At 57.2% G+C, this 21,699-nt stretch carries 16 protein-coding genes and 1 tRNA gene; 9 read left to right on the plus strand and 8 right to left on the minus strand.

The genetic code is table 11. The features are described from left to right. Complete coding sequence (locus N655_RS0100460) at nt 1-1,758, plus strand: tetratricopeptide repeat protein (RefSeq protein WP_044933722.1); 1,758 nt, start codon at nt 1-3, stop codon at nt 1,756-1,758. Between the two features lie 41 nt (nt 1,759-1,799). Continuing rightward, the gene (locus tag N655_RS16525; RefSeq protein ID WP_044933724.1) at nt 1,800-3,167 is read left to right on the plus strand and encodes a sensor histidine kinase; all 1,368 of its coding nucleotides are present in this window, start codon (nt 1,800-1,802) and stop codon (nt 3,165-3,167) included. On the opposite strand, the gene bshA is transcribed toward N655_RS16525, so the two are convergent. After that, on the minus strand, nt 3,092-4,279 hold the full coding sequence (gene bshA, locus N655_RS16530) for an N-acetyl-alpha-D-glucosaminyl L-malate synthase BshA (protein ID WP_044933726.1): 1,188 nt from the start codon (nt 4,277-4,279) through the stop codon (nt 3,092-3,094). The two genes, N655_RS16525 and bshA, sit on opposite strands and share 76 nt — an antisense overlap. A 94-nt stretch (nt 4,280-4,373) precedes the next feature. Next, on the minus strand, nt 4,374-5,213 hold the full coding sequence (locus N655_RS0100475; protein WP_238324404.1) for a ChbG/HpnK family deacetylase: 840 nt from the start codon (nt 5,211-5,213) through the stop codon (nt 4,374-4,376). A 114-nt stretch (nt 5,214-5,327) separates the two neighbouring features. On the opposite strand from N655_RS0100475, the gene N655_RS0100480 reads away from it, so the two are divergent. After that, nucleotides 5,328-5,404: transfer RNA gene (locus tag N655_RS0100480), tRNA-Val, on the plus strand. A gap of 247 nt (nt 5,405-5,651) precedes the next feature. Then, nucleotides 5,652-6,902 carry a flavodoxin-dependent (E)-4-hydroxy-3-methylbut-2-enyl-diphosphate synthase gene (ispG, locus tag N655_RS0100485; RefSeq protein ID WP_026441413.1) on the plus strand — a complete coding sequence of 417 codons (1,251 nt, stop codon included), beginning with the start codon at nt 5,652-5,654 and terminating at the stop codon, nt 6,900-6,902. 21 nt (nt 6,903-6,923) lie between these two features. On the opposite strand, the gene trmFO is transcribed toward ispG, so the two are convergent. The 5 genes from trmFO to N655_RS0100510 all read right to left on the minus strand — a co-directional run bounded on the left by trmFO (nt 6,924) and on the right by N655_RS0100510 (nt 14,504). Continuing rightward, a complete protein-coding gene (gene trmFO / locus N655_RS0100490) occupies nt 6,924-8,267 on the minus strand; it encodes a methylenetetrahydrofolate--tRNA-(uracil(54)-C(5))-methyltransferase (FADH(2)-oxidizing) TrmFO (RefSeq protein WP_026441414.1) in 1,344 nt (447 codons plus the stop codon). Next, nucleotides 8,264-8,752, minus strand: coding sequence for a GNAT family N-acetyltransferase (locus N655_RS0100495; protein ID WP_026441415.1), 489 nt, complete (start codon nt 8,750-8,752; stop codon nt 8,264-8,266). The genes trmFO and N655_RS0100495 overlap by 4 nt, the downstream gene beginning before the upstream one ends. Before the next feature lie 72 nt (nt 8,753-8,824). Then, on the minus strand, nt 8,825-11,914 hold the full coding sequence (locus N655_RS0100500) for an efflux RND transporter permease subunit (protein ID WP_044933728.1): 3,090 nt from the start codon (nt 11,912-11,914) through the stop codon (nt 8,825-8,827). Then, nucleotides 11,907-13,187 (minus strand): efflux RND transporter periplasmic adaptor subunit, encoded by a 1,281-nt coding sequence (locus tag N655_RS0100505; RefSeq protein WP_044933729.1) that lies wholly within the window; start codon nt 13,185-13,187, stop codon nt 11,907-11,909. The genes N655_RS0100500 and N655_RS0100505 overlap by 8 nt, the downstream gene beginning before the upstream one ends. Nucleotides 13,188-13,196: 9 nt before the next feature. Next, the gene (locus N655_RS0100510; protein WP_238324406.1) at nt 13,197-14,504 is read right to left on the minus strand and encodes a TolC family protein; all 1,308 of its coding nucleotides are present in this window, start codon (nt 14,502-14,504) and stop codon (nt 13,197-13,199) included. 252 nt (nt 14,505-14,756) lie between these two features. On the opposite strand from N655_RS0100510, the gene N655_RS0100515 reads away from it, so the two are divergent. The 4 genes from N655_RS0100515 to N655_RS0100530 all read left to right on the plus strand — a co-directional run bounded on the left by N655_RS0100515 (nt 14,757) and on the right by N655_RS0100530 (nt 19,187). Further along, on the plus strand, nt 14,757-15,923 hold the full coding sequence (locus tag N655_RS0100515) for a Re/Si-specific NAD(P)(+) transhydrogenase subunit alpha (RefSeq protein ID WP_026441419.1): 1,167 nt from the start codon (nt 14,757-14,759) through the stop codon (nt 15,921-15,923). Between the two features lie 21 nt (nt 15,924-15,944). After that, nucleotides 15,945-16,241, plus strand: a complete 297-nt coding sequence (locus tag N655_RS0100520; RefSeq protein WP_026441420.1) for an NAD(P) transhydrogenase subunit alpha part 2 — start codon at nt 15,945-15,947, stop codon at nt 16,239-16,241. Continuing rightward, nucleotides 16,238-17,632, plus strand: coding sequence for an NAD(P)(+) transhydrogenase (Re/Si-specific) subunit beta (locus N655_RS0100525; RefSeq protein WP_026441421.1), 1,395 nt, complete (start codon nt 16,238-16,240; stop codon nt 17,630-17,632). Before N655_RS0100520 ends, N655_RS0100525 begins: the two co-directional genes overlap by 4 nt. 208 nt (nt 17,633-17,840) lie before the next feature. Then, nucleotides 17,841-19,187 carry a nucleotide sugar dehydrogenase gene (locus N655_RS0100530; RefSeq protein ID WP_026441422.1) on the plus strand — a complete coding sequence of 449 codons (1,347 nt, stop codon included), beginning with the start codon at nt 17,841-17,843 and terminating at the stop codon, nt 19,185-19,187. Between the two features lie 124 nt (nt 19,188-19,311). Here N655_RS0100530 and dinB read toward each other — a convergent pair whose 3' ends face one another. Continuing rightward, nucleotides 19,312-20,382, minus strand: a complete 1,071-nt coding sequence (gene dinB / locus N655_RS0100535; RefSeq protein WP_026441423.1) for a DNA polymerase IV — start codon at nt 20,380-20,382, stop codon at nt 19,312-19,314. A 339-nt stretch (nt 20,383-20,721) separates the two neighbouring features. Here dinB and N655_RS16535 point away from each other — a divergent pair, with 339 nt between their 5' ends. Next, on the plus strand, nt 20,722-21,678 hold the full coding sequence (locus N655_RS16535; RefSeq protein WP_081823770.1) for an OmpA family protein: 957 nt from the start codon (nt 20,722-20,724) through the stop codon (nt 21,676-21,678). Nucleotides 21,679-21,699 lie beyond the last annotated feature (21 nt).

Below are 21,699 nucleotides of genomic sequence, written 5' to 3' on the forward strand. Positions count from 1 at the left end.
ATGCATCGTTGGAATACAAAAGGGAAAGTCCCACTCTCGATCTATGCGTTGCTGTGGCTAACGTCGGGTTTCGGCAGTTCTTTGTTTGCCCAGCAAACCACCCGGTTGCATGAAGCCGATGCTGCATTCCGGGCCGGATATGCCGCGGCTGCGAGCGGCGATCTTGCCACAGCGCGGCAGCAGTTTGAACGCGTGGTTCAGCTGGCGCCCCAGATCGAAGAGGGACACAGCGCCCTGGGCAGCGTCCTCTGCCAGACGGGGGACTACGCGGCGGCCGTGCGGGAACTCGAAAAGGCCCTGGCACTCAAACCCGCTGACAAAAGTGCGCAGGAAAACCTCGCGATCGCTTATACACAAACAGGAAATCCACAGAAGGCACTTTTGCTCTTTGAAAAAATTGACAGTGCTGACCCGCTCGTCCTGGCAGCCTATGCCCGCGCCCTCGCAGCCACGGGCCGGCTGCCCGAGGCCCTGGACAAAACACAGCGCGCCATCCGTGAGGCGCCACAGAATGCCGTGCTCTATGATCAGCTTGGCACTCTTGAAGCGCAGACGCAGAACTGGCCAGAGGCCAGAAATGCCTTTGAACACGCCCTTCAACTGGACCCTCATCTTGCGGCGGCACACATGCATCTGGGCGCGGCCTTCAACCATATGCAGCAGCCGCAAAGCGCCATTCCTGAGCTGACCGAGGCCCTCCATTTGGACCCGAAGAATGCAATCGCCCATCTGGAGCTAGGCAAGGCCCTGGCTGCAAGCGATCAGGATGATGCAGCCATTCCACACTTTCGGCAGGCCCTCTCTCTGGACCCGTCTCTCACTGAGGCGGCCAATCAGTTAGCAATGGCACTGCAACGCACTGGCCAGGAGAATGAGGCCATTCCTCTTTTTCAAAAGGTCATCGCTGCTGATCCTGCAAACACTTCGGCGCTTACCAATATCGGGCTTGCTCTTGTGCAGACCGGCCATGCCAAGGATGCCGTTTCTTATTATCGTCGTGCACTTGCACTGGCCCCCCAGGATGCGACCACGCATCAAGACCTGGGGGTCGCCTATCTGCAGCAAAGCGACATCGAGGATGCAATCCGCGAGTTCCAGGCAGCGCTGGCCATCGCACCGGACACTCCGCAGCTCCACTACAATCTGGGCCTGGCATACAAACTCAAGGACGACCTTGCTCGTGCCGTCCCAGAGCTTGAAACCGCAGCCAGACTCGACCCCTCCTCTCCGGACCCGCCTTACACACTCGGTGTGCTCTACATGCAGCAGGGACGCTTCGATGACGCGGCAGCAGAACTCAGGACCGCTCTGGATCGCCGGCCCGGCAATGGAGATGGCTGGGCCCTCCTGGGCAGTATTTACAAGCAGCAGGCAAAGTACGATGATGCGGCTAGGGCCCTGCGCATGGCCATCCAGCTGTTGCCCAATCAACCCGGCCCCCATATCACGCTGGCCAGCGTCCTGCAGGAACAAGGCAAGCGGGAAGAGGCCGCGGCGGAGCGGAAAATCGCCGCAGACCTCACTCGCGTGGCGGTGAACCGCCAGCGGGCCATTTTTGCCACCAATACCGGCAATGCGCTGTTACAAAAGGGAGAAGTCGCCGATGCCATCTCCCGCTATCAGGAAGCCATCAGCAGCGATCCGGCCTATGCCGAAGCACACCGCCAGCTGGCCCTCGCCTATGAAAGGCAGGGACGTTCCGCTGATGCCGATGCCGAACGAAAAAAAGCCGCAGCTTTAGAACCAGGCCATCCATAGACGGCTGTACATGCGTACCTTTGCTCCACTAGAGTGAAAGCGTGTACGAGCCGAAGCTCATCCTGATTACTCTGCTCATCAAGCTGGGTGTGGCTGCTGCTGTATCCAGCGCCCTGGCCCGCGCCCGCACCTTTCAACGGCTCCTCTTTACGGAAGACCGTAACGCCGGACAGACCCTGGGCCTGCTGGCTTTTATCTGTATTCCGCTCACACTGGGGGTATGGGTGCGTGTTATCGTGCCTAACTTTTATGCCGCCGATATCTCCTTTGAAACAACCGTCCTTCTTGGCATTCTTATGGGTCCCTGGTCAGCACTGGCTGGCGGGGCGATGCTGTCGCTGCCGGCCATGCTGCACCATGAATATCTCAGCCTGCCTTTTAATCTGGCCGTAGGTGCCATCGCCGGAATGTACGGCCGTTTTGTGGAAGAAGAAGAAGTCTGGTCTTTCTCTCCTTTTGTCGACCTCAGTATCTACCGGTGGATACGCAGAAACCTGCGCAAGCCGCGCTTCGACCGCCAGGTCCTGCTGCTTGCTTTGATTGTCGGCCTGGAGATCTGCCGCGGCTGGATTAGCAGCATGTATCCCCATCGCCTCTTCGCTCTAGTGGGGCCTTCCTGGCCCATACGAGTGGCCGTATGGGCCTGCTCTGCCATGGTAGTCGGCATCCCTCTCAAAATATGGAACGCCATCCGCATTGAACAAAAACTCGAAGAGCAGAAGCGATTGCTGCTGGAGGCGCGACTGGATGCTCTCCAGCGTCAGATTAATCCCCACTTTCTTTTCAATACGCTCAACTCGATTGCCTCCCTGGTGCGCTCACGTCCGGAACAGGCGCGGGAGCTGATCGTCAGGCTGGCCAACATCCTGCGCGCTTTGCTCAAGGAGCATGACTCCTACGTCCTTCTGCGTGACGAATTGAGCTTTACCGATGATTACCTGAGCATCGAAGTCGTCCGCTTTGGTCCGGACAAGCTCAAAGTTGTCAAGGAAATTGATCCCGCCACGCTGGACCTCCCGGTGCCCAGCATGATTCTGCAGCCGCTGATTGAGAACAGCATCAAGCATGGTCTGGAGCCGCGTATCAGTGGTGGCACCATTACTCTCCGGAGCCGGCTGATTCAGGGAAAGCTCCTCATTGAAGTGGAGGACGATGGAGTCGGTATTGCTCCCGGACGTTTTCACTCAAGTGGCGTCCTGCGCCAGGGCACGGGAATCGGCATGAACAATGTGCGGGAGCGGCTTGAAGTGCTCTTTGGCGATGCTGCCAAATTTGATGTCACCAGTCGTCCCGGACGGGGCACGCTGATTAGTATGGAGATGCCCACAGCAAATTATGATGACGGCGAGACAACCGGCGAGACAACCTCGCCCGTCATGTCCCCGGCCCGCTCCAGCACCCGCTCATAAAAATTCTCGTAGAGCGGAATAATTTTGCTGGAGCAGAAACGCTTTTGTGCTGTCTGGCGGGCGGCCTCTGCCATGGATTGCAGTTTCTGCGCATCGGTAAGCAGCTCCACGGCGCCTTGGGCCATCGCTTCCACGTCCCCCACGGCAAACAACCTGCCATTGACGCCATCCTCGATGAGTTCCGGCACTCCTCCTACCCTGGTCGCGATTGCCGGAACACGGCAGGCCATCGCTTCCAGGGCCGCCAACCCGAACGACTCCAGCTCGCTTGGCATGAGCATCAGGTCTGCCAGAGGCAACAGATCATTTACGCTGTCTTGCTTGCCCAGAAAATGCACGCGCTCCTGGATACCATGGCGTTTGGCCAGCCACTCAGCCGCCGAGCGGTCTGGACCGTCTCCCACAAGCAACAAATGCGCAGGCACAGATTGGTTGACACGAGCCATAATTTCCACTGCGTCCGTCACCCGCTTTACAGGGCGGAAATTTGAAAGGTGGACCAGAATCTTTTCATCGGAGGCAGCATAGCGCGCACGTTCCTGGCGTCGTATCTCCTCGGAAACTGGTGCATAGACATCACAGTTTACGAAGTTTGGAATGACCTCGATTGGACTCTTGGTTTTAAACTCCTGAATCGTACGTTCCTTCAGATATTGAGAAATTGAGGTGATCCCGTCGCTCTGCTCGATGGAAAACCGAGTAATCGGCAGATAGGAACGGTCGAGTCCGACAAGCGTAATGTCTGTGCCGTGAAGGGTCGTCACAAAGGGAAGATGGCGTCCACGTGCAGCCAGCATCTGCTGGGCCAGCAACGCGCTTACCGAATGGGGAATGGCATAGTGCACATGCAGCAGATCAAGCCCATAATACTCCGCCACCTCTGCCATCCGTGAGGCCAGCGCCAGATCATAGGGGGGATACTCAAACAAGGGATAATTTGAGACTGGGACCTCATGGTACCAGATTCCTTCTTCACGCCCAGTAAGCCGGAACGGCTGCGAATAGGTGATGAAGTGCACCTGATGGCCGGCGCGTGCCAGTTCAATACCAAGCTCCGTTGCTACAACGCCGCTGCCACCATATGTGGGATAACAGGTAATTCCGATTTTCATGGGCCGCCCGGTTACTGCATTTGACGATGACGCCAGTGTACCGGATTCAGAACAGCACATCTTTTCATTAGGTATGGAGAGCAACTCGGCCTTTTTATAGCTGCCCAAAATGGATGACCTTTATCTGCGCGCCGGGAACGGCTTTGAGCAGTGCCCTGCGCTCGATATCCCGCGACTCCCGAAGCCTGGTCCGCTGCCGCTGAAGGTCGGCATCGTTGTACCCGGGATGACAGACCAGCTCCCAGGTCCCCTCTGGCAGGGCAGAGAGAAGATGCTCTGCAGTTGGCTCATCCAGTGAGCCGGTGGCCAGCACTCCGATGGCGCCGTCCGTTGTCATCAATCCGGATTTCCTGATTTCCCGGGCAAAGGAGGCGCTCTGAGAGCGTAATAGCCGCACCTGCATCTTCCGGACCCGCCCCGCTCTGCTGGTGGCTTGTAATGCCCAATCCGGTTCAAAAGGGTTTCGGATGGCCTTCACCCCGCACGCCAGAGCAGCACGCACTAGCGGCCGGAGGACCCGCGGAAACATATGTGTATGTTTATGGGTATCGACGTGGGTCACAGAAATACCGGCCAGTTGCAATTTCCGGATCTGCGCAACTGCCTCTTTCTCAATGTCGGTTTCAGAGATCCGTCCGCAAAGCAGGTCGGCAACAAAGGCGCCCAGCTTGGGCCGGAATTCTGTGCCGCTCACCAGTGAAGGTATCTCCCTGACAGGAAGTGCGGGAATGCCATCCACCAGCACCACATGGCAACCCACGCCGAGCGAAGACATCTGTGCGGCCTGTGAAACCGCCTCTGCAAAAGGGCCATCTGGGGCTGTGGCCATTAAGGTCGCGGAGGAAAGCGCGTTTGCAGCATGTAGTTCTGCCACAGCACGATTGATACCTGGAGTTAAACCGTAATCATCTGCGTTCACAATCAGGCGGCGCACAAGGCACAGTCTACCAGTGATTCTCCAGCCTGAAGCAGGCGGCAGATCAGAATCCTGGTTGCGCAACCGCCATACTTTGCTTCTTTCCCTGCTAGAATAAAAAAGTCCTTTCCGGGGCGGTTAGCTCAGTTGGTTAGAGCGCCTGCCTTACAAGCAGGAGGTCGCAGGTTCGAGCCCTGCACTGCCCACCATCCCTACCCGGGTTACGCATGCGCGAAAGATTCCGCTGTACAGCTCCGTGACCGACATCCCACACTGCTCCTGAGAACATGGGTGTGGAAGCCGGGACCATGACCATGCAGCCCTGATCAGACTCCGGCCGTGAAATCAAAGAGATACTTTCTGTTTTCTCCGATAAGGGACCCTCTGCTTTTGGAAGACCCGTTTTATGGATTTCTTCCGTACTTTTGTTCCTTGTACACTGATATTGAGGAATTTATGCCAGTCATTCAGCGCAGAAAAACCGTCACCGTCCGGATAGGCAATGTCCGCGTCGGTTCCGAGGCGCCCGTGGCCGTCCAGTCCATGACCAACACTGATACCGCCGATGTTCCGGCGACCATTCAGCAAGTGGCCGCATTGGCTGCCGCTGGGTCAGAACTCGTCCGTGTAACAGTGAACAACGACGATGCTGCCCGGGCCGTACCCTACATTGTGGAAGGGCTGGCAAAGGCCGGGATTCACGTCCCCATCATCGGTGATTTCCACTACAACGGCCATATTTTGCTCAAGAAATATCCGGACTGCGCCAAAGCGCTGGCCAAATATCGCATCAATCCGGGAAATGTCTCCATTGGACGCAAGGACGACGACAATTTCCGTACCATGATTGAGTGCGCAATCGAAAACGACAAGCCGGTCCGCATTGGCGTCAACTGGGGTTCCCTGGACCAGGCGCTTCTGACGCGCCTGATGGATGAAAACTCCCGGCGCCCCGACCCTCTGGATGCGCGCGACGTCATGATGGAAGCCATGTGCCGCAGTGCACTGGATTCGGCCGCAGCCGCTGAGCACTACGGCCTTGCCCACGACAAAATCATCATTAGCGGAAAAGTCAGCGGCGTCCGTGACCTGATTGATGTCTATGAGATGCTGGCCAGCCGCTGCGATTATCCTTTGCACCTTGGCCTGACCGAGGCCGGTATGGGCATGAAAGGGATCGTCGCCTCCACGGCCGGACTGGCCCCGCTGCTGCTGAAAGGCATTGGCGATACCATCCGGGTCTCACTCACGCCCAAGCCGGGCGGAGACCGCACCGAAGAGGTGCTCACGGCGCAGCAGATTCTGCAATCCCTGGGAATCCGCAGCTTCACGCCCCAGGTCACCGCCTGCCCCGGATGTGGCCGTACCACCAGCACCTTCTTCCAGGAACTGGCCCAGCAAATACAAAACTATCTGCGCGATTCCATGCCCGTCTGGCGGCAGCGCTACCCAGGCGTTGAGGAGTTGAAGCTCGCCGTCATGGGCTGCGTGGTCAATGGACCCGGCGAATCCAAACACGCCAACATTGGCATCTCGCTGCCCGGCACTTTCGAGGAGCCGAAGGCCCCGGTCTATGTGGATGGCCGCCTGCTGACCACCCTGCGCGGCGACACAATTGTCGAGGACTTCAAAAGGATCCTCAATGAGTATGTGGAAACACGCTATGGTAGCCGCTCAGCCACAGAAGAACTTGTCTCTGCGCATTGATTTCTGCAAGAGAACTGCCGCTTAAAAAGAGTGGACCGCTGGATTGACTGCTGTCTGCCACCATTGTGCGAACGCCGCCAATGCGCGTTCGCACTGCACACGGTGGCGTTCCTTTTTGTTCCGTATCTCTTTCCGCAATTTCTCTTCAAGAGGCACCAGCAAGTCAAAGGTAATATTGGCCGGCTGAAAATTTTCAGGATCGGCGTGGGTGATGTAATGCACCAGCGCTCCGAGAGCCGTGGCCCTGGGAACAGGCACCGGTCTTGCGCCCAACGCCGCATGTGCTGCATAGAGTCCCGCCAGGAAACCACTGGCAATGGATTCTGTGTATCCCTCCACGCCGGAAATCTGCCCCGCAAAGTAAATGTTGGGATACTCGCGCAGATTCAGCGTCTCCATTAATACGCGCGGAGCATTGATGTATGTGTTGCGATGAATCTGCCCATAGCGCAGAAATCTCGCCCCTTCCAGGCCGGGGATCATGCGCAGCACCCGCGCCTGCTCGCCATACTTGAGATGGTTTTGAAAGCCGACCAGATTATACGAGTCAGCGCGGAGATTTTCGCAGCGCAGCTGCACGACCGCATATGGCGTCTTTCCCGTTCGCGGATCGCGCAGGCCAACGGGTTTCATCGGACCAAACCGTAACGTATCGCGACCGCGCCGTGCCAGCTCCTCAATCGGCAGGCAGCCTTCAAAATAGCAGAGCTTTTCCCATGCTTTTTCCTGCACCGTCTCCGCGGAAACCAAAGCATCATAGAAGGCGTCGTATTCTTCCTTCGTGAAGGGACAGTTGATGTAATCTGCCGTGCCTTTGTCCCAGCGTGCTGCAAAGTAGACGCGGTCCATATTGATGGAATCAGCTTCCACAATCGGACTGATGGAGTCATAGAACGCGAGGTGGCTGCTTCCCGTCAGGCGCGCAATCTCTTCCGATAGCGCAGAGGACGTCAATGGCCCAGAGGCCACAATTGTGATACCGTCCTCAGGACCAAGCCTGGTCACTTCCTCACGATGCACATGGATGCGCGGCTCCCGTTCCAGGGCTTCCGTTATCTGCCGCGAAAACTCTACGCGGTCCACTGCGAGAGCGTGCCCGGCAGGCACAGCACTGGCGTCAGCACATGCCAGCAGGGGCGACCCTGCCCTGCGCAACTCCTGCTTCAGTAGCCATGGGGCGCTGTTTTCGCTCTCAGACTTCAAAGAATTGGAACAGACGAGCTCTCCAAAGTCAGCCGTTTGGTGCGCCGGGGTTGAACGCACGGGGCGCATTTCATAAAGATCAACCTCCACGCCCATGCGCGCAGCAACCAGAGCTGCCTCCGGGCCCGCAAGCCCTCCGCCAATCACCCGAATCCGGCTCACGCCCGCACCTCATCGGCCGCAGCCAGTGCCTGCAATGCCTGGTCGGTCACGCGCATGCGCCGCCATTCCTGCAGCAGGGTGGCCCCAATCGAGTGATAAAACCGGATGGCAGGCCCATTCCATTCGAGCACGTCCCATTGCAGCCGTTTGCAGCCGCGCTTCACAGCAACCGCAGCCACCTCACGCAGCAGGGCCTTTCCGATGCCTCTGCCGCGGAACTCCGGACGCACGAACAAATCTTCCAGATGCAGACTGGGGCCCTGCCAGGTAGAGTAAATCGGGAAGTAAAGAGCAAACCCCGCAGCCTGCTGGTCTTCCTCCGCAATCAGACACTCGTAATAACGGTTTTCTCCAAAGCCGTCCCTCAGCAATTCCATTTCGGTGATTCTCACCGCGTGTGGCTCGCGTTCATACTCGGCAAGTTCTCTGATGAACGAGTAGATCAAAGGAACATCGGCTGGCGTAGCAGAGCGGATATGCGTCATAAGGTACTGTTTCTATTTTATGAGAACAAGGCCCTGCCGCCCTGCTCGAAGCAGGAGACAAACCGATCTGGATCAGAGCATTTCCCGACTGCGCGTCAGATAGTAATAGACCACAGGAGTCACCACCAGACTCAGCACCATGGAGATGCACAGTCCTCCGATGACCGCAATGGCAAGCGGTTGCAGCATCTGGGATCCGGACCCAATGGCAAAGGCCAGTGGCAACATCCCGCAGACGGCGGCAATTGCAGTCATCAGAATGGGTCGCAGCCGCCGCTGCGCTGCATGGACCATCGCGTCACGTGGCGAAACCCCTTCCGCACGGAACTTCTCGTCCGCATCCAGCAGCAGGATCCCATTTTTCGCCACAATTCCGATGACCATGATCAGGCCCATAAATGAGGCGACATTGAACGTGGTGCCAGTAAGAAGCAGTGCAAATACGACCCCAGCGATCGAAAGTACAGACGAGGCAAGAATCGCAGCCGGCGCTGCGAAATTTCGGAACTCCGTCAACAGGACCCCAAATACCAGCGCGAGCGCTAACAGCAGCACTCGCATCAGATCATGAAACGACTTCTGCTGTTCCTCGTAGGTCCCTCCATAGGTCACCCGCACATTCGGTGGCAAATGGAGACCCGCCACTGCCTGCTGCACCTGTGCCATCGCCGTACCCAGGTCTGATCCTTCCAGCCTGCCCGTGACGACAATCATCTGCTGCAGGTTTTCCCTGCGGATTTCATTCTGCGGCGGCAATTGTTGAATATTTGCCAAGGATCCAAGAGTGGCGGTATGCCCCGTGCTGCTGTTGAAGACCGTATTTTCAATTGCCTCAAGAGAACTGCGCGTTGCCTCGCCTAATCGCACACGAATCGTGTAAGGCCGGTTGTTTGCAATCAATGGGTCCGTTGTCGGGATGCCATCCAGAATACTGGTCGCATCCTGAGATACCTCCTGCGGCGTGAATCCAAGGCGGGCTGCAACCACTGGGTCCACCTGAAAATTCGTTGCAGGACCACTGATTGTGTTCTCTACCCCATTCTGCACGTCCACGACACCCGGAATTTTGCTGATCGTATCTGCGACCCGCTCGCCTAGCTGGTTCAACAGGTTCTGATCATTGGCAAAGATTTTGATCTGGATCGGTTCCGGGGAGTTCGACAAGTCGCCGATCATGTCCTGCAGGACCTGCGTAAATTCAATGTCCAACTCCGGTTCGGAGGCCCGGATCTTTTCGCGGACGTCCGCCATGATTTCGTCAATTCCCCGGTCGCGGTCTTTTTTCAGCTTTACGGAAATGTCCCCGGTATTTGCCTCTGTGACCGCAGCCAGCCCTAACTGCAGCCCGGTCCTCCGCGATGTACTCTCCACCTCCGGGGTCGACTGCAGAATACGCTCCACATGCTCCAGCACACGATTGGTCTCTGACAACGAGCTTCCGGCTGGCATGATGTAGTCCAGAATAAAGCCGCCCTCGTCCATCTCCGGAAGCATGTCAGAACCCAGCGACTGATAAGCAAACCATGTCCCAAGAATGAGGACGATGCACCCGGCAGCGAGCAGCAGCGGTCTTGAAAGCGCCAGATTAAGGGCCCGGCCATGCCATCCCATCACCCGACGCAGCAAACGGCCCGGACCGGCATGACGCTCTTGTCTCTGCTCGCGTAGCAGAACAAGACCAAGTCCCGGCGTCCAGGTCAGGGCCAGCAGCAGGGACGTCAACAACGCCGCCGTCATGGTTACTGCAAGCGCACGGAAGAAGCTTCCCGTCACTCCGGAAACAGAAATGAGCGGCAGAAAGACAACCACCGGTGTGATCGTGGAGCCAATCAGTGGCTTCGTGATTTCCGCCAGCGCCTTGCGCACTGCCTCCACCCGCGTTTCGCCGGAGTCGCGGTGCAGGACGATGTTCTCGACCACCACAATTGCGTCATCAATCACCAATCCGATGGCGGCCGCCAGACCACCGAGGGTCATCAGGTTAAAGCTCTCGCCAATCACCCAGAGAAAGACAATCGTAACCGCTACTGTTACAGGAATGACGAGCCCGGCAATGATGGATGAGGTCCAGTCGCGCAAAAAGAGAAACAGGATGACGCAGGCCAGCACAAGTCCAATCAGAATGGCGTCGCGCACACTCGAAATACTCTCGCGCACCAGCTCCGACTGGTCATAGAAGGGCGCGAGCTTCACTCCCGGCGGAAGCTTCTTTTGGAGCTGTTGCACCTCATCGGCGACTGCGTTCGCCACAGCCACGGTATTACTGGAAGGCTGCCTTGTAATGTTCAACAAAACTGCAGGCTTGCCGTTCGCCGTGACTACGGTGTAAACAGGCAGCGTGCCCGGCCTCACATCTGCTACATCGGCCACGCGGACCGGGGCCCCTCCCGGCGTGGTCTTGATGACCAGCTGGCCCAGTTCAGAAGCACTGTGTACCTGTGCTCCTACCAGGCCCAGAATGAGTTGATGGTTCTCCTCATACAGGCCGGGAGAATCAATGATATTGGATGCCTGGATTGCATTCACCAGGTCCGTAATGGTCACGGCGGAAGCCTGCATCCGCGCCATGTCCGGCACCACATGAAATTCAGGGACCTGTCCTCCCTGCACCGTGACCATGCTGACTCCGGCAACCCGGTTCAGTGGCGGCTTCAACTCATAGGTCGCTAGCTCCCACAGCTGGGTCTGCGAAAGGGTGTCCGAGGTGAGGCTGTAGCCAAGGATGGGAAATGTGGCAAAGGTCAAACGGTTGGTCGTAATGCGCGCCGTGGGCGGCAGTGTTTGCTCAACTTTTGCCAGCGCCGCATCTACCAGTTGCAGCGTGCGGAACATGTCCACATTCCAGTTGAAAAATAGGCTTACTTCCGCCGACCCGCGGCTGGTTGTGGACCGCACTGTCTCCAGACCGGGAACGCTGTTCACCGCATCTTCTATCGGTTTGGTGATGGTCACCTGCATCTGCTCAACCGGCATTACGCCGTTGTCCACGCCGATCACCACGCGCGGAAAATTCGTCTCAGGAAAAACAGAGATGGGCACCTGAAACGCCAGATACACTCCCACCACGGTAAGAACAACGGCAAAGAAAAAGACTGTCCGCACCGAGCGCGAAAGCCAGAAATTCTGTGTTTCCGGCACCACCAAAGGAGGGGTGCTAATCATCGTCTCCACCTCTCTGATGCGCCGCAGGCTTTTCTTGGCCAGAGGAAGCCAGCTTTACCCTGGTTCCATCATCCAGACTGTATGCGCCTTCAGTAATGACCATGTCCGCCGGCGTAACACCGCTCATGATCTGGACTTCTTTCTCGTCCCGGATTCCCGTCTGCACCCGCCTTTTGTGCGCCACCCCATCTGGACTCATCACCATTACGGAGGTGCTGCCGTCCTGTGCCGAAAGCAAGGCACTGATCGGGACCTTGACGGCATTGCTCACGGCCTTTGTCTGTATGGCAACATGGACCGGCGTGCCTACTTTCAAGGCACCATCTTTGTTTTCGGCCCTTACCCATATTTCGATGGTTGTGCTGCCAGGATCGAGCGCCGGGCTAACCAGTGAAACCTTGGCCGGCACGGTTTCTTCCATTCCTGGAACAGTCACGACTGCCGGGTCGCCCACTTTGAGCTGCTGGGCCAGCAATTGCGAAATGTGCAGCTTTGCCAGCAGCGCCGAAGTGTCCATCACTGTCAGCAGTGGCGCCCCTGCCGCCGCTGTTTCGCCTGCAAAGAGCGGTCGGTCCGTCACCACTCCATCAATCGGGCTACGGATTTCCGAGTAGCTCACCTGTGCTTCTGCGCCAAGATATCTGCCTTTGGCAGACTCCAGCTGGCCCTGCGCCGCCTTCAGTGCCGCCTCACGGCTGACTGTCTGCATGGAATCAAGGTGCTTCTTCGCCGAATCATATGCCGCCTGCGCCTGTACCAGCGCAGCCACTGCAGTGTCCAGATCGCGGCCCGGAATCGCCCCTTCCGCAAAAAGCTGTTTACGACTCTTCACAATGCTCTGGTTGAGTTCCAGATTGGCTTTTGCCTGTGCGAAATCCAACTCGGCCTTCTGATAGTCTTCCGGGACCTGTGCTTTCGTCGCTGTCGCGTACGCTGCCTCGGCCGCGGTATAGCTGCCCTGATTGTCCAGGGCTGCAGCTTCCAGATCGCGGTTTTCGAGCACCGCAAGCAACTGCCCGGCCTTCACGTGTGATCCGCGCTGCACATAAAACTTCTTCACCGGCGCGCTGATCTTCGGTGCAATTGCAGCCTGCGCCAACGGAGCCAGCACAGCATCGGCCGTAATGTGCGCCGCCATCGGTCCAACTTCCGGATGCTCAGCCTGCACTTCAACCTCTACCTGAAGTGCGGCCTCTTTTTTTGCACAGCCGGCAAACGCCAGCGCGGCAACCAGAGTGACTGAGCAATATGTTTTTCCTGAGATTCTCAGCATCGTTTTCTCTTACAAGGTCCCTGTTAATGTCTGCAAATTCGCCAACGCCATCTCGTAGCGGACGCGCCCATCCTCGCGCGCATTTTCTGCCAGAGTCAGCGCATTCTGTGCATCCACCACTTCCAGCACCGTGGCCTCACCGCCTGTGTAGCGCATTTTGGTCAGCCGCAGACTGTCCGCAGCTGTCTGCACACTCTGGTCCAGTGAAGCAAGCTGGTTGTGTGCAGCCACCGCTTCGGAATAATACTCATCAAGTTCCGCAATCAGCCTGCGCTGCGCGGCCGTCAAAGCCACACGCGCTGCATCGCGGCGTATCTCGCTCTGCCGGACTTTGTGCTGCGTCGAAAGCCAGTCCCATACCGGAATGTCCACCGTCACCATCGCGGAGTAGCCCAGGTTATGCAGCCCATCCGGCCCGCGGACCGCAAACTGCGGCGCATCGATTCCATACATCGCGCTCACTCCCAGGTCCGGCAGATACGCAGCGCGCGCAGCCAATACCTCCGCATCACTCTGCCGCAACGCCGCAAACGCGCTCTTGATGTCAGGATTGTTTGCCGACGCTGCAGCTTCCACCTCGGCGCGCGTCGGTAAACCATCGCGGATCGGGGCCTCCTGGAGCACATACTGCGTGCGCGGGTCGGGAAAAAGCAGTACCCCCAGCTCCAGACGCGCTCTTTCTGCTGCAACTTTGGCATCTTCCAGGTCACGACGACGCTGCTGCTGCTCTAGCTGGGCCTTGATGACATCGGCATGGGCCGCCTCGCGCGCCGCCTCGCGCTTCTGCGTCAGGTCCACAAAGGCATCGGCCTCGCCAGCCGCCCGGGTGGCAACCTGCAATTTCTGGTCGGCGGAAAGAAGCCCATAGTAAAGACCCACCACTGTCGCCACCAGTCCTCTTCTTGCCACTTCCAATTGCGCTTCTGCAAATGCGGCGGCAGCATCGGCCCGCTTGATCTCAGCCACTCCGGCAAGCCCGACTGTCTCATTCACCACGCCCTGGCTTGTATATTCGTGGACTGCATTATTGGCAATAAAACGCGGAGTCGTAGTCCCCGTGCCGCCTTGAGTGTAAAGATACTGGTTGTGATAGACCGCATTCGGCAAAAGTGCCGCACGCGCAATCGAGCGGTCCAGCGCTGCTACTTTGCTGTCTGCCACGCTTGCGGCAAACGCAGGCTCATTGGCCTCGGCCCTTCGGATGGCCTCATCCAGGGTGATGGTGACCGGAGCAGTCACGGCCGTTTGCTGGGCATACAGCCCACATACAGACAAAAGCCCCGCCATCACCGCCACAAATCCTGCTCTGTAATTCACGCCCATCACCTTTTACCTTAATGTTCATAACCTTAATGCTTCGTGAAGGATATAAGACGAAAACAGCCTGTCGAATACCACTCCTTTTGAGGACGGTCTTTCCTTGTCTACCATGCGATGAAGAGGGGGAAACCTTTCGCCCAGTCATTCCATTGCTTTATTCCCCATAAAGATTTTTCTAATCTCATCAACGAAAACCTTGCCAAACGATAAATAAATTGAATACCTTGGCTGCCCAAGGAGAATTTTGGATTGCCTGGGACCCTTGGGATTCTGCTGGAGACCTTCCCTCAGGAACGCCGGGTAGCGCTCGTACCCCGCCAGTGCGAAGCGCTCAAAAAAGCCGGACTTGAGGTCATCATGGAACAGTCTGCTGGCGCTTCAGCAGGCTTTCCCGACGAACTATACGTAGCACGTGGTGCGCGCATCGCCAGCCGCGAAGATGTCTTTGAGCAGGCCGACATCATCGCCCAGGTGCGCTGTCTTGGCGCCAATCCTGAAGCAGGCCGTGCCGATCTCAGGAATTTCCGCCCCGGTCAGGTGCTCATTGGTTTCGCTGAACCACTCACGGCGATTCAGGAATGCTCCAGCCTGGCCAGTGCCGGAGTTTCCCTGCTTGCACTCGAGTTGATTCCGCGCATCACGCGCGCCCAGAGTATGGACGCTCTTTCCTCGATGGCCACCATCGCCGGTTACCGTGCCGTTCTTCTCGCAGCAATGCATCTGCCCAAAATCTTTCCATTGCTCATGACGGCCGCCGGAACCATCACTCCGGCCAAGGTCTTTGTTCTTGGAGCAGGCGTCGCCGGACTCCAGGCCATCGCCACCGCCCGCCGTCTGGGGGCCGTCGTCAGCGCATATGACGTGCGCTCTGCCGTCAAGGAACAAGTGGAAAGCGTCGGGGCAAAATTCGTCGTGCTGGCCGTGGAAGCGGAAGCTGCGGAAGACAAGGGCGGATACGCCAAAGCCCTCGGGGAAGACTTTTACCGCAAACAGCGCGAGCAACTCACTGAGGTGCTTCGCGAACAGGACGTTGTCATCACTACGGCGGCCGTGCCCGGGCGCAAAGCCCCCGTGCTGATTACCGCCGAGATGGTTTCTGCCATGCAGCCCGGCTCCGTAATCGTGGACATCGCCGCCGAACGCGGCGGTAACTGTGAACTCACCAGGGCAGGCGAAACCATCGTCCACCATGATGTGACGATCCTCGGCCCGGTCAACCTGCCATCAAGCGTCCCCAACCATGCCAGCCAGATGTTTTCGGCCAATATTGCCGCAGTAACCAAATTGCTGATACAGAACGGCAGTATCTCGCTCAATCTTGAGGACGAGATCATCCGCGAGGCCCTGGTCACACACCAGGGCCGCATCGTGCATCCGCGCGTCGCAGAGCTTGCAGCTTCAGGTGCTCCTGCTTAGCACGGACTTGAGGAGAAAGAAATGCCAGCAGATTTTATCTCAAATCTTTATGTCTTCATCCTTGCTGGATTTGTCGGCTTTGAGCTGATCAAGCGGGTATCACCGCTTTTGCATACGCCGCTGATGTCACTGACCAATGCCCTGGACGCCATCGTCGTCGTCGCGGCCATCATCATCACCGGGAGACACGGAACGCCTTTGACCACCACACTTGGGGCCATTGCGATCGCTGCCTCGTTCAGCAATATGGTCGGCGGCTTCTTCATCACAGACCGAATGGTGCGCATGTTCAAGTCCGGCGGAGCAAAAAGACCATGAACGCAGTGGCTATCGAGCAATATCTTCACTTCGCATACATCACCGCAATTGTTCTCTTCATCCTCGCGCTGAAATGGCTGAGCTCGCCTGTCAGCGCCCGCCGGGGCGTGCTCGCCGGCGAAATCGCAGCCGCTTTGGCCGTCCTTGCCACGCTGAACAACCCGGAAGTCGTGGCCTACAAGTGGATCCTCATCGCGCTGATGATCGGCGCCGGAATCGGCATTCCCCTCGGCATGGTGAAAATCACGGCGGTCCCGCAGCGGACGGCCTTGAGCCACGCTTTCGGCGCATTGTCGGCAGCCATGATCGGCATCGCTGAGTACTACGAGGGGCTTGACCATCTGACCCGCTTTGGTATGGGCGAGATTGCACTGGAAGTCATCATCGGCTCGCTCACCTTCACCGGAAGCCTCATCGCCGCAGGAAAGCTACAGGAAATCCTGCCCCAGCGTCCGATTGTCTATAAGGGACAAAACATTGTCAGCCTCTCTGTGCTCGCCGCGGCCCTGGTCCTTGCCATTGCGCTGGTCATCCATCCGCAGCATACCGCCCTGTTCGTCGCCATGGTCATCGTGGCACTGGTCTTCGGCGTCCTTCTGGTCACCCCCATCGGTGGCGCAGACATGCCAACTGTCATCTCTCTGTTGAACTCTTATGCGGGCTTCTCCGCTGCACTCCTGGGCTTTGTGCTGAACAGCAAGATGCTCATCGTTGCCGGGGCCCTTGACGGTTCCTCAGGATTCATCCTTTCGGTCATTATGTGCCGCGCTATGAACCGGTCATTCACCAACGTCCTCTTCGGAGCGTTCGGAACTGTCCAGACGACCGCAGTGAAAACCGAAGCGCGCCCCATCCGCTCCGCCAGTGCGGAGGAAGCAGCGCAAATCCTCGATGCTGCCCGCAAGGTCGTCATCATCCCCGGTTACGGGATGGCCGTGGCCCAGGCCCAGCACAAGCTTCGTGAGCTTTACGATGTCCTGAGCAAACGCGGTGTCGAAGTCAGCTTTGCCATTCATCCCGTCGCGGGGCGTATGCCTGGACACATGAACGTCCTTCTCGCCGAGGCCGATGTCCCCTACGACCGCCTGATTGAAATGGACGAGATCAACCCTGAATTCCCGCGAACAGACGTCGCCCTGGTCATCGGCGCCAATGACGTTGTGAATCCGGCAGCGCGGTTCACCAAAGGCAGCCCTATCTCCGGAATGCCTATCCTCAATGCCTATGAAGCCCGTACCGTCATGGTCATTAAGCGCAGCATGAGTCCCGGTTTTGCCGGAATTGATAATGACCTTTACTACCTGGACAAGACCCTGATGCTCTTCGGAGATGCAAAGGCCTTCGTCGGCAGTTTAATCAAGGAGCTGAATGCAGTGGCCGCAGGCGTTTGAAGCCCAAGACTCCCAGCCAGTGCAGGCTAGTGAGGTAAGTACCTGAAAATAAATTCTTTCCTATCCTAGTGGCAACAGGCCTCCACTCTCAGAGGCCCAGACATTTTTCTGCGAGCAGCTTGGCCATGATGGCATTCAAATTGCATCATGCACCGATATCCATGCCAGTCTGGCATGATATTTTGTGTGGTCTAAAGGAGTGGATTTCATGGCGACCGTACTTGCCGGCAGCGCCCGTCAACTGAAGGACAAAATTGCATCACGTAGCGCCCGTATCGGCGTCGTAGGCATGGGATATGTGGGTCTTCCCCTGGCTCTGCTGTTTAGCGAGGAACGTTTTCGCGTCACCGGGTTTGATATCGACCCTCAGAAGGTCCAGACCCTGAACAACGGTGGTTCCTATATTGTCCGTATTCCGGCAACGGAAATTCAGGCAGCGCAGGAAAAAGGTTTCCATGCGACCTCGGAATATTCCCAGATCCGGGAGATGGACGTCGTCATTATCTGCGTACCCACTCCCCTGAATGAATTTCACGAGCCGGACCTGAGCTTTATCCGCAATACGGCCCTGGCCATCGCCCCTGAGGTCCACGAAGGCCAGCTCATTATTCTGGAAAGCACGACCTATCCTGGCACTACAGAGGAGTTGCTTGTTCCCATCCTCGAAAAGGAAAACTGCCTGGGACTGAGTGTGGCGCGCAAACCCGGAGACAGCGGCTTTTACGTCGCTTTTTCTCCGGAGCGTGAAGACCCGGGCAATGACACCGTGGCCCGCCGTGATATCCCGAAAGTTGTTGGCGGTGTCGGTCCAGAAGCCCAGGAGCTGGCTTCGGCTGTATACTCAAGCATCTTCAACCGTACCGTTTCGGTTTCGTCCCCGGCGGCGGCCGAAATGACGAAACTGCTTGAAAATATCTATCGCTGTGTCAACATCGCCCTGGTCAATGAACTCAAGCAGCTTTGCCATCGCATGGGCATTGATATCTTTGAGGTCATCGATGCCGCCAAGACCAAACCCTTCGGATTCCAGGCCTTTTATCCCGGTCCGGGACTCGGCGGACACTGCATCCCGATTGACCCGTTCTATCTTTCCTGGAAAGCCAAACAATACGACTTCCAGACCAAATTCATCGAGCTGGCCGGCGAAGTCAACCTGGCCATGCCTTATTATGTCGTGGAACAAACCGCTGAGGCCCTTAACCGCCATAGGAAGCCTCTGAATGGCTCCAGGGTGCTCATCCTCGGAATGGCCTATAAAAAAGACATCGATGATCTGCGAGAATCGCCCTCACTGACCATCATTGAGCTGCTCCGGCAGAAAGGCGCAATCGTTGCTTACAACGATCCTTTCTTCCCCTATGTTGGCAAAGGCCGCCACTATCATCTGGACATGCACTGCACTCCTCTCGACGATCTCTCACAGTTTGATTGCGTCCTGATCGTGACTGACCATTCGGATTACGACTATCAGCGCATTGTCCGCGAATCTCAGCTTGTAGTCGATACACGCAATGCCACCAAAGGGATTTCTTCACCCAAAATCGTCCGGTGCTGAGAATACAGCGCAGGGGCATGGCAGGAATCATCCTATGGTTTCCATGCCTCTGCAGCCCGGAAAAGTCCAACCCTCTCTGCGGAAAGCTCCGGGCCTCCCCCAGCGTTTCCCTTGCTTCCCGTGGTCAGGCCCCGAAAAGTGCTGGCTGCTCCGGCATTTCCTCCGGCCCTCGGAAATTACTCAGGCCCACACCTGCCAACCGAAACCGCTGCCTGTCCCCCAGGCCGACGCGCTCCCTTAAACGAAGCGCAATCCGCGCCAGTTCGTCGCACGTGGCCAGAGGCCATGCCAGGGTATAACTGCGGGTGAGGATTTTGAACTCCGGGGTCTTCAGCTTCAAGACAACTGTGCGTGCCTGGCGAGGGTCCTTGCACGCCGCTGCCCAGACCTTTTCTGCCAGCCGGCGGACGACTGGTTCCATTTCATCAAGTGTCATGTCTCGCTCAAAGGTGTCCTCGGCGGAAATCGATTTGGTGGGCTGGTCAGTCATCACCGGACGATTGTCGATTCCGCGCGCCAGATCATAGAGACGCACGCCGTAGCGCCCGAAGCGATCTTCGAGGAAAGAAAGCTCTAGGCCCCTTAAATGACCAACCGTCCTCACCCCAACTTCTTCCAGACGCTTTTGCATGACTTTGCCCACCCCCGGGATGCGCCCAACTGGCAGAGGAAGGAGAAACTCGTCCACCTCCTCTGGCTGAATGACAAAAAGCCCGTCCGGCTTCTTCCAGTCCGAGGCAATTTTGGCCAGAAATTTGTTTGGGGCCACGCCGGCAGAGGCCGTCAACTGCAATTCCTCGCGGATCTGTTGCCGGATGACCTTGGCAACGCGCGTCGCCGTCGGCAGACCGGTTTTGTTCTCAGTGACGTCCAGATAAGCCTCATCTAAGGACAAAGGCTCGATTCTGTCTGTATGCCGCAGAAGGATGTCGCGCACCTGACGCGACACATTCCGGTAGCGATGGAAGTCCGGAGGAATGAAGATGGCCTCCGGACAGAGTCGCTCGGCCCTTGAGGAGGGCATGGCAGAGTGTATCCCGAATTTGCGCGCCTCATAGGATGCTGCACAAACCACGGAGCGGCTTCCTCGCCATGCAACAACGACGGGCCTTCCTCGCAGCCGAGGGTTGTCCCGCTGTTCTACGGAAGCATAGAAGGCATCCATGTCCACGTGGATGATCTTGCGGCGCTCCACTCCCCTATTTTCGCATTACTTTCGCCTAAGGCCATCTAGTTTTCTTGGCAATTGACACTTTCATGCGGTCGGCAAAGCAAGGGACCGTCGAGCAAAAATTTCCGGTAAGAGGGAAAAGTGACCATGTAAAAGTGCCGTAGTGGCCAAATGATGCGCCTGTGCCTGGCTGGACAAACTCGCCGGATGGAACTGCAAGTTACTCAAAATAAAGAGTAAAAGATTTCTTATCTCGATTTTCCTTACTTTGGCATCCGAACTGCTATTTGTTTCAGCGTAACGGGCGCTGCGCAGCATCCGGAGTGTGTTCGAGTAAATACGGTGACAGATATGGACAACAAAATGAAAGCAAGTTCGAGACTCGACCTCAGGGCATTTGCTGCGTTGCTTCTGGCTGCCAGCCTGGGCCTCCCTGCTTATGCTCAATCCAGCCAGCAGACCACTCCTGCTTCCAGCGCTCAGGTCCAGACGGGTACATCCGCAAATGGGATGAACCCCAGCGACAGCAGTACATACGCAACGGGCCAGCCCCTTTCGACAAAATCGAATGAAGGATTTTGGGGGCACCTGAATCCTTTTGCCCGTAAGAAATGGGTAAATCGCCAGTTGAATCCTGTAAAAGACCGCTTGAATGAGCTCGACCAGCTGACGGCAAAGAATGCCAACGACATCAAAGATGTAGACAGCAGAGCACAGGCAGGAATCCGACAGGCGCAAAGCACCGCCGATCAGGCCAATCAAACTGCACAGCAGGCCAATTCCACGGCGACACAAGCGCAAACTATGGCCCAACAGGCCAGCGATCAGTCCAGCAAGCTGAATACTACGGTTGCCGGTCTGGACCAGTACCAAAAGGTCAATGACACCATTATCCGCTTTCATCCTGGGCAAACCGTATTGAATGCCAGGGCCAAAGAGGCCCTGGACCAAATTGCCGAACAGGCGCAGGGTCAAAAGGGTTACATCATCGAGGTAGAGGGCCATTCGCCGGTGCGTGGGCAAAGCGGAATCCAGAGCTCACAGCGCATGGCGGATGCGGTCGTGCGCTACCTCGTCACCGAAAAGCAGATCCCGGTTTATCGCATTCATCAAGTTGCGATGGGCAACGCAAAAATGGAAACCGACAGTGGCGAAGCTATTTCTGGCAGCGCCGTGCGGGTTTCTACCATGCAAAACAGTTTAGCGGCCTTGAACTCGACATCATCGAATGCGGGTTCGCCGATTGGTGCGACGCAGCAGACTTCCGCGCAGCCCTCCCCTCAGGGTGCTGCGTCGCAGCCAGCGGTTCCACAACAATAAAGACCAGAAAAGGTCCGCAAC

The organism is Pseudacidobacterium ailaaui (assembly GCF_000688455.1).
GTDB classification, from domain to species: Bacteria; Acidobacteriota; Terriglobia; order Terriglobales; family Acidobacteriaceae; genus Pseudacidobacterium; species Pseudacidobacterium ailaaui.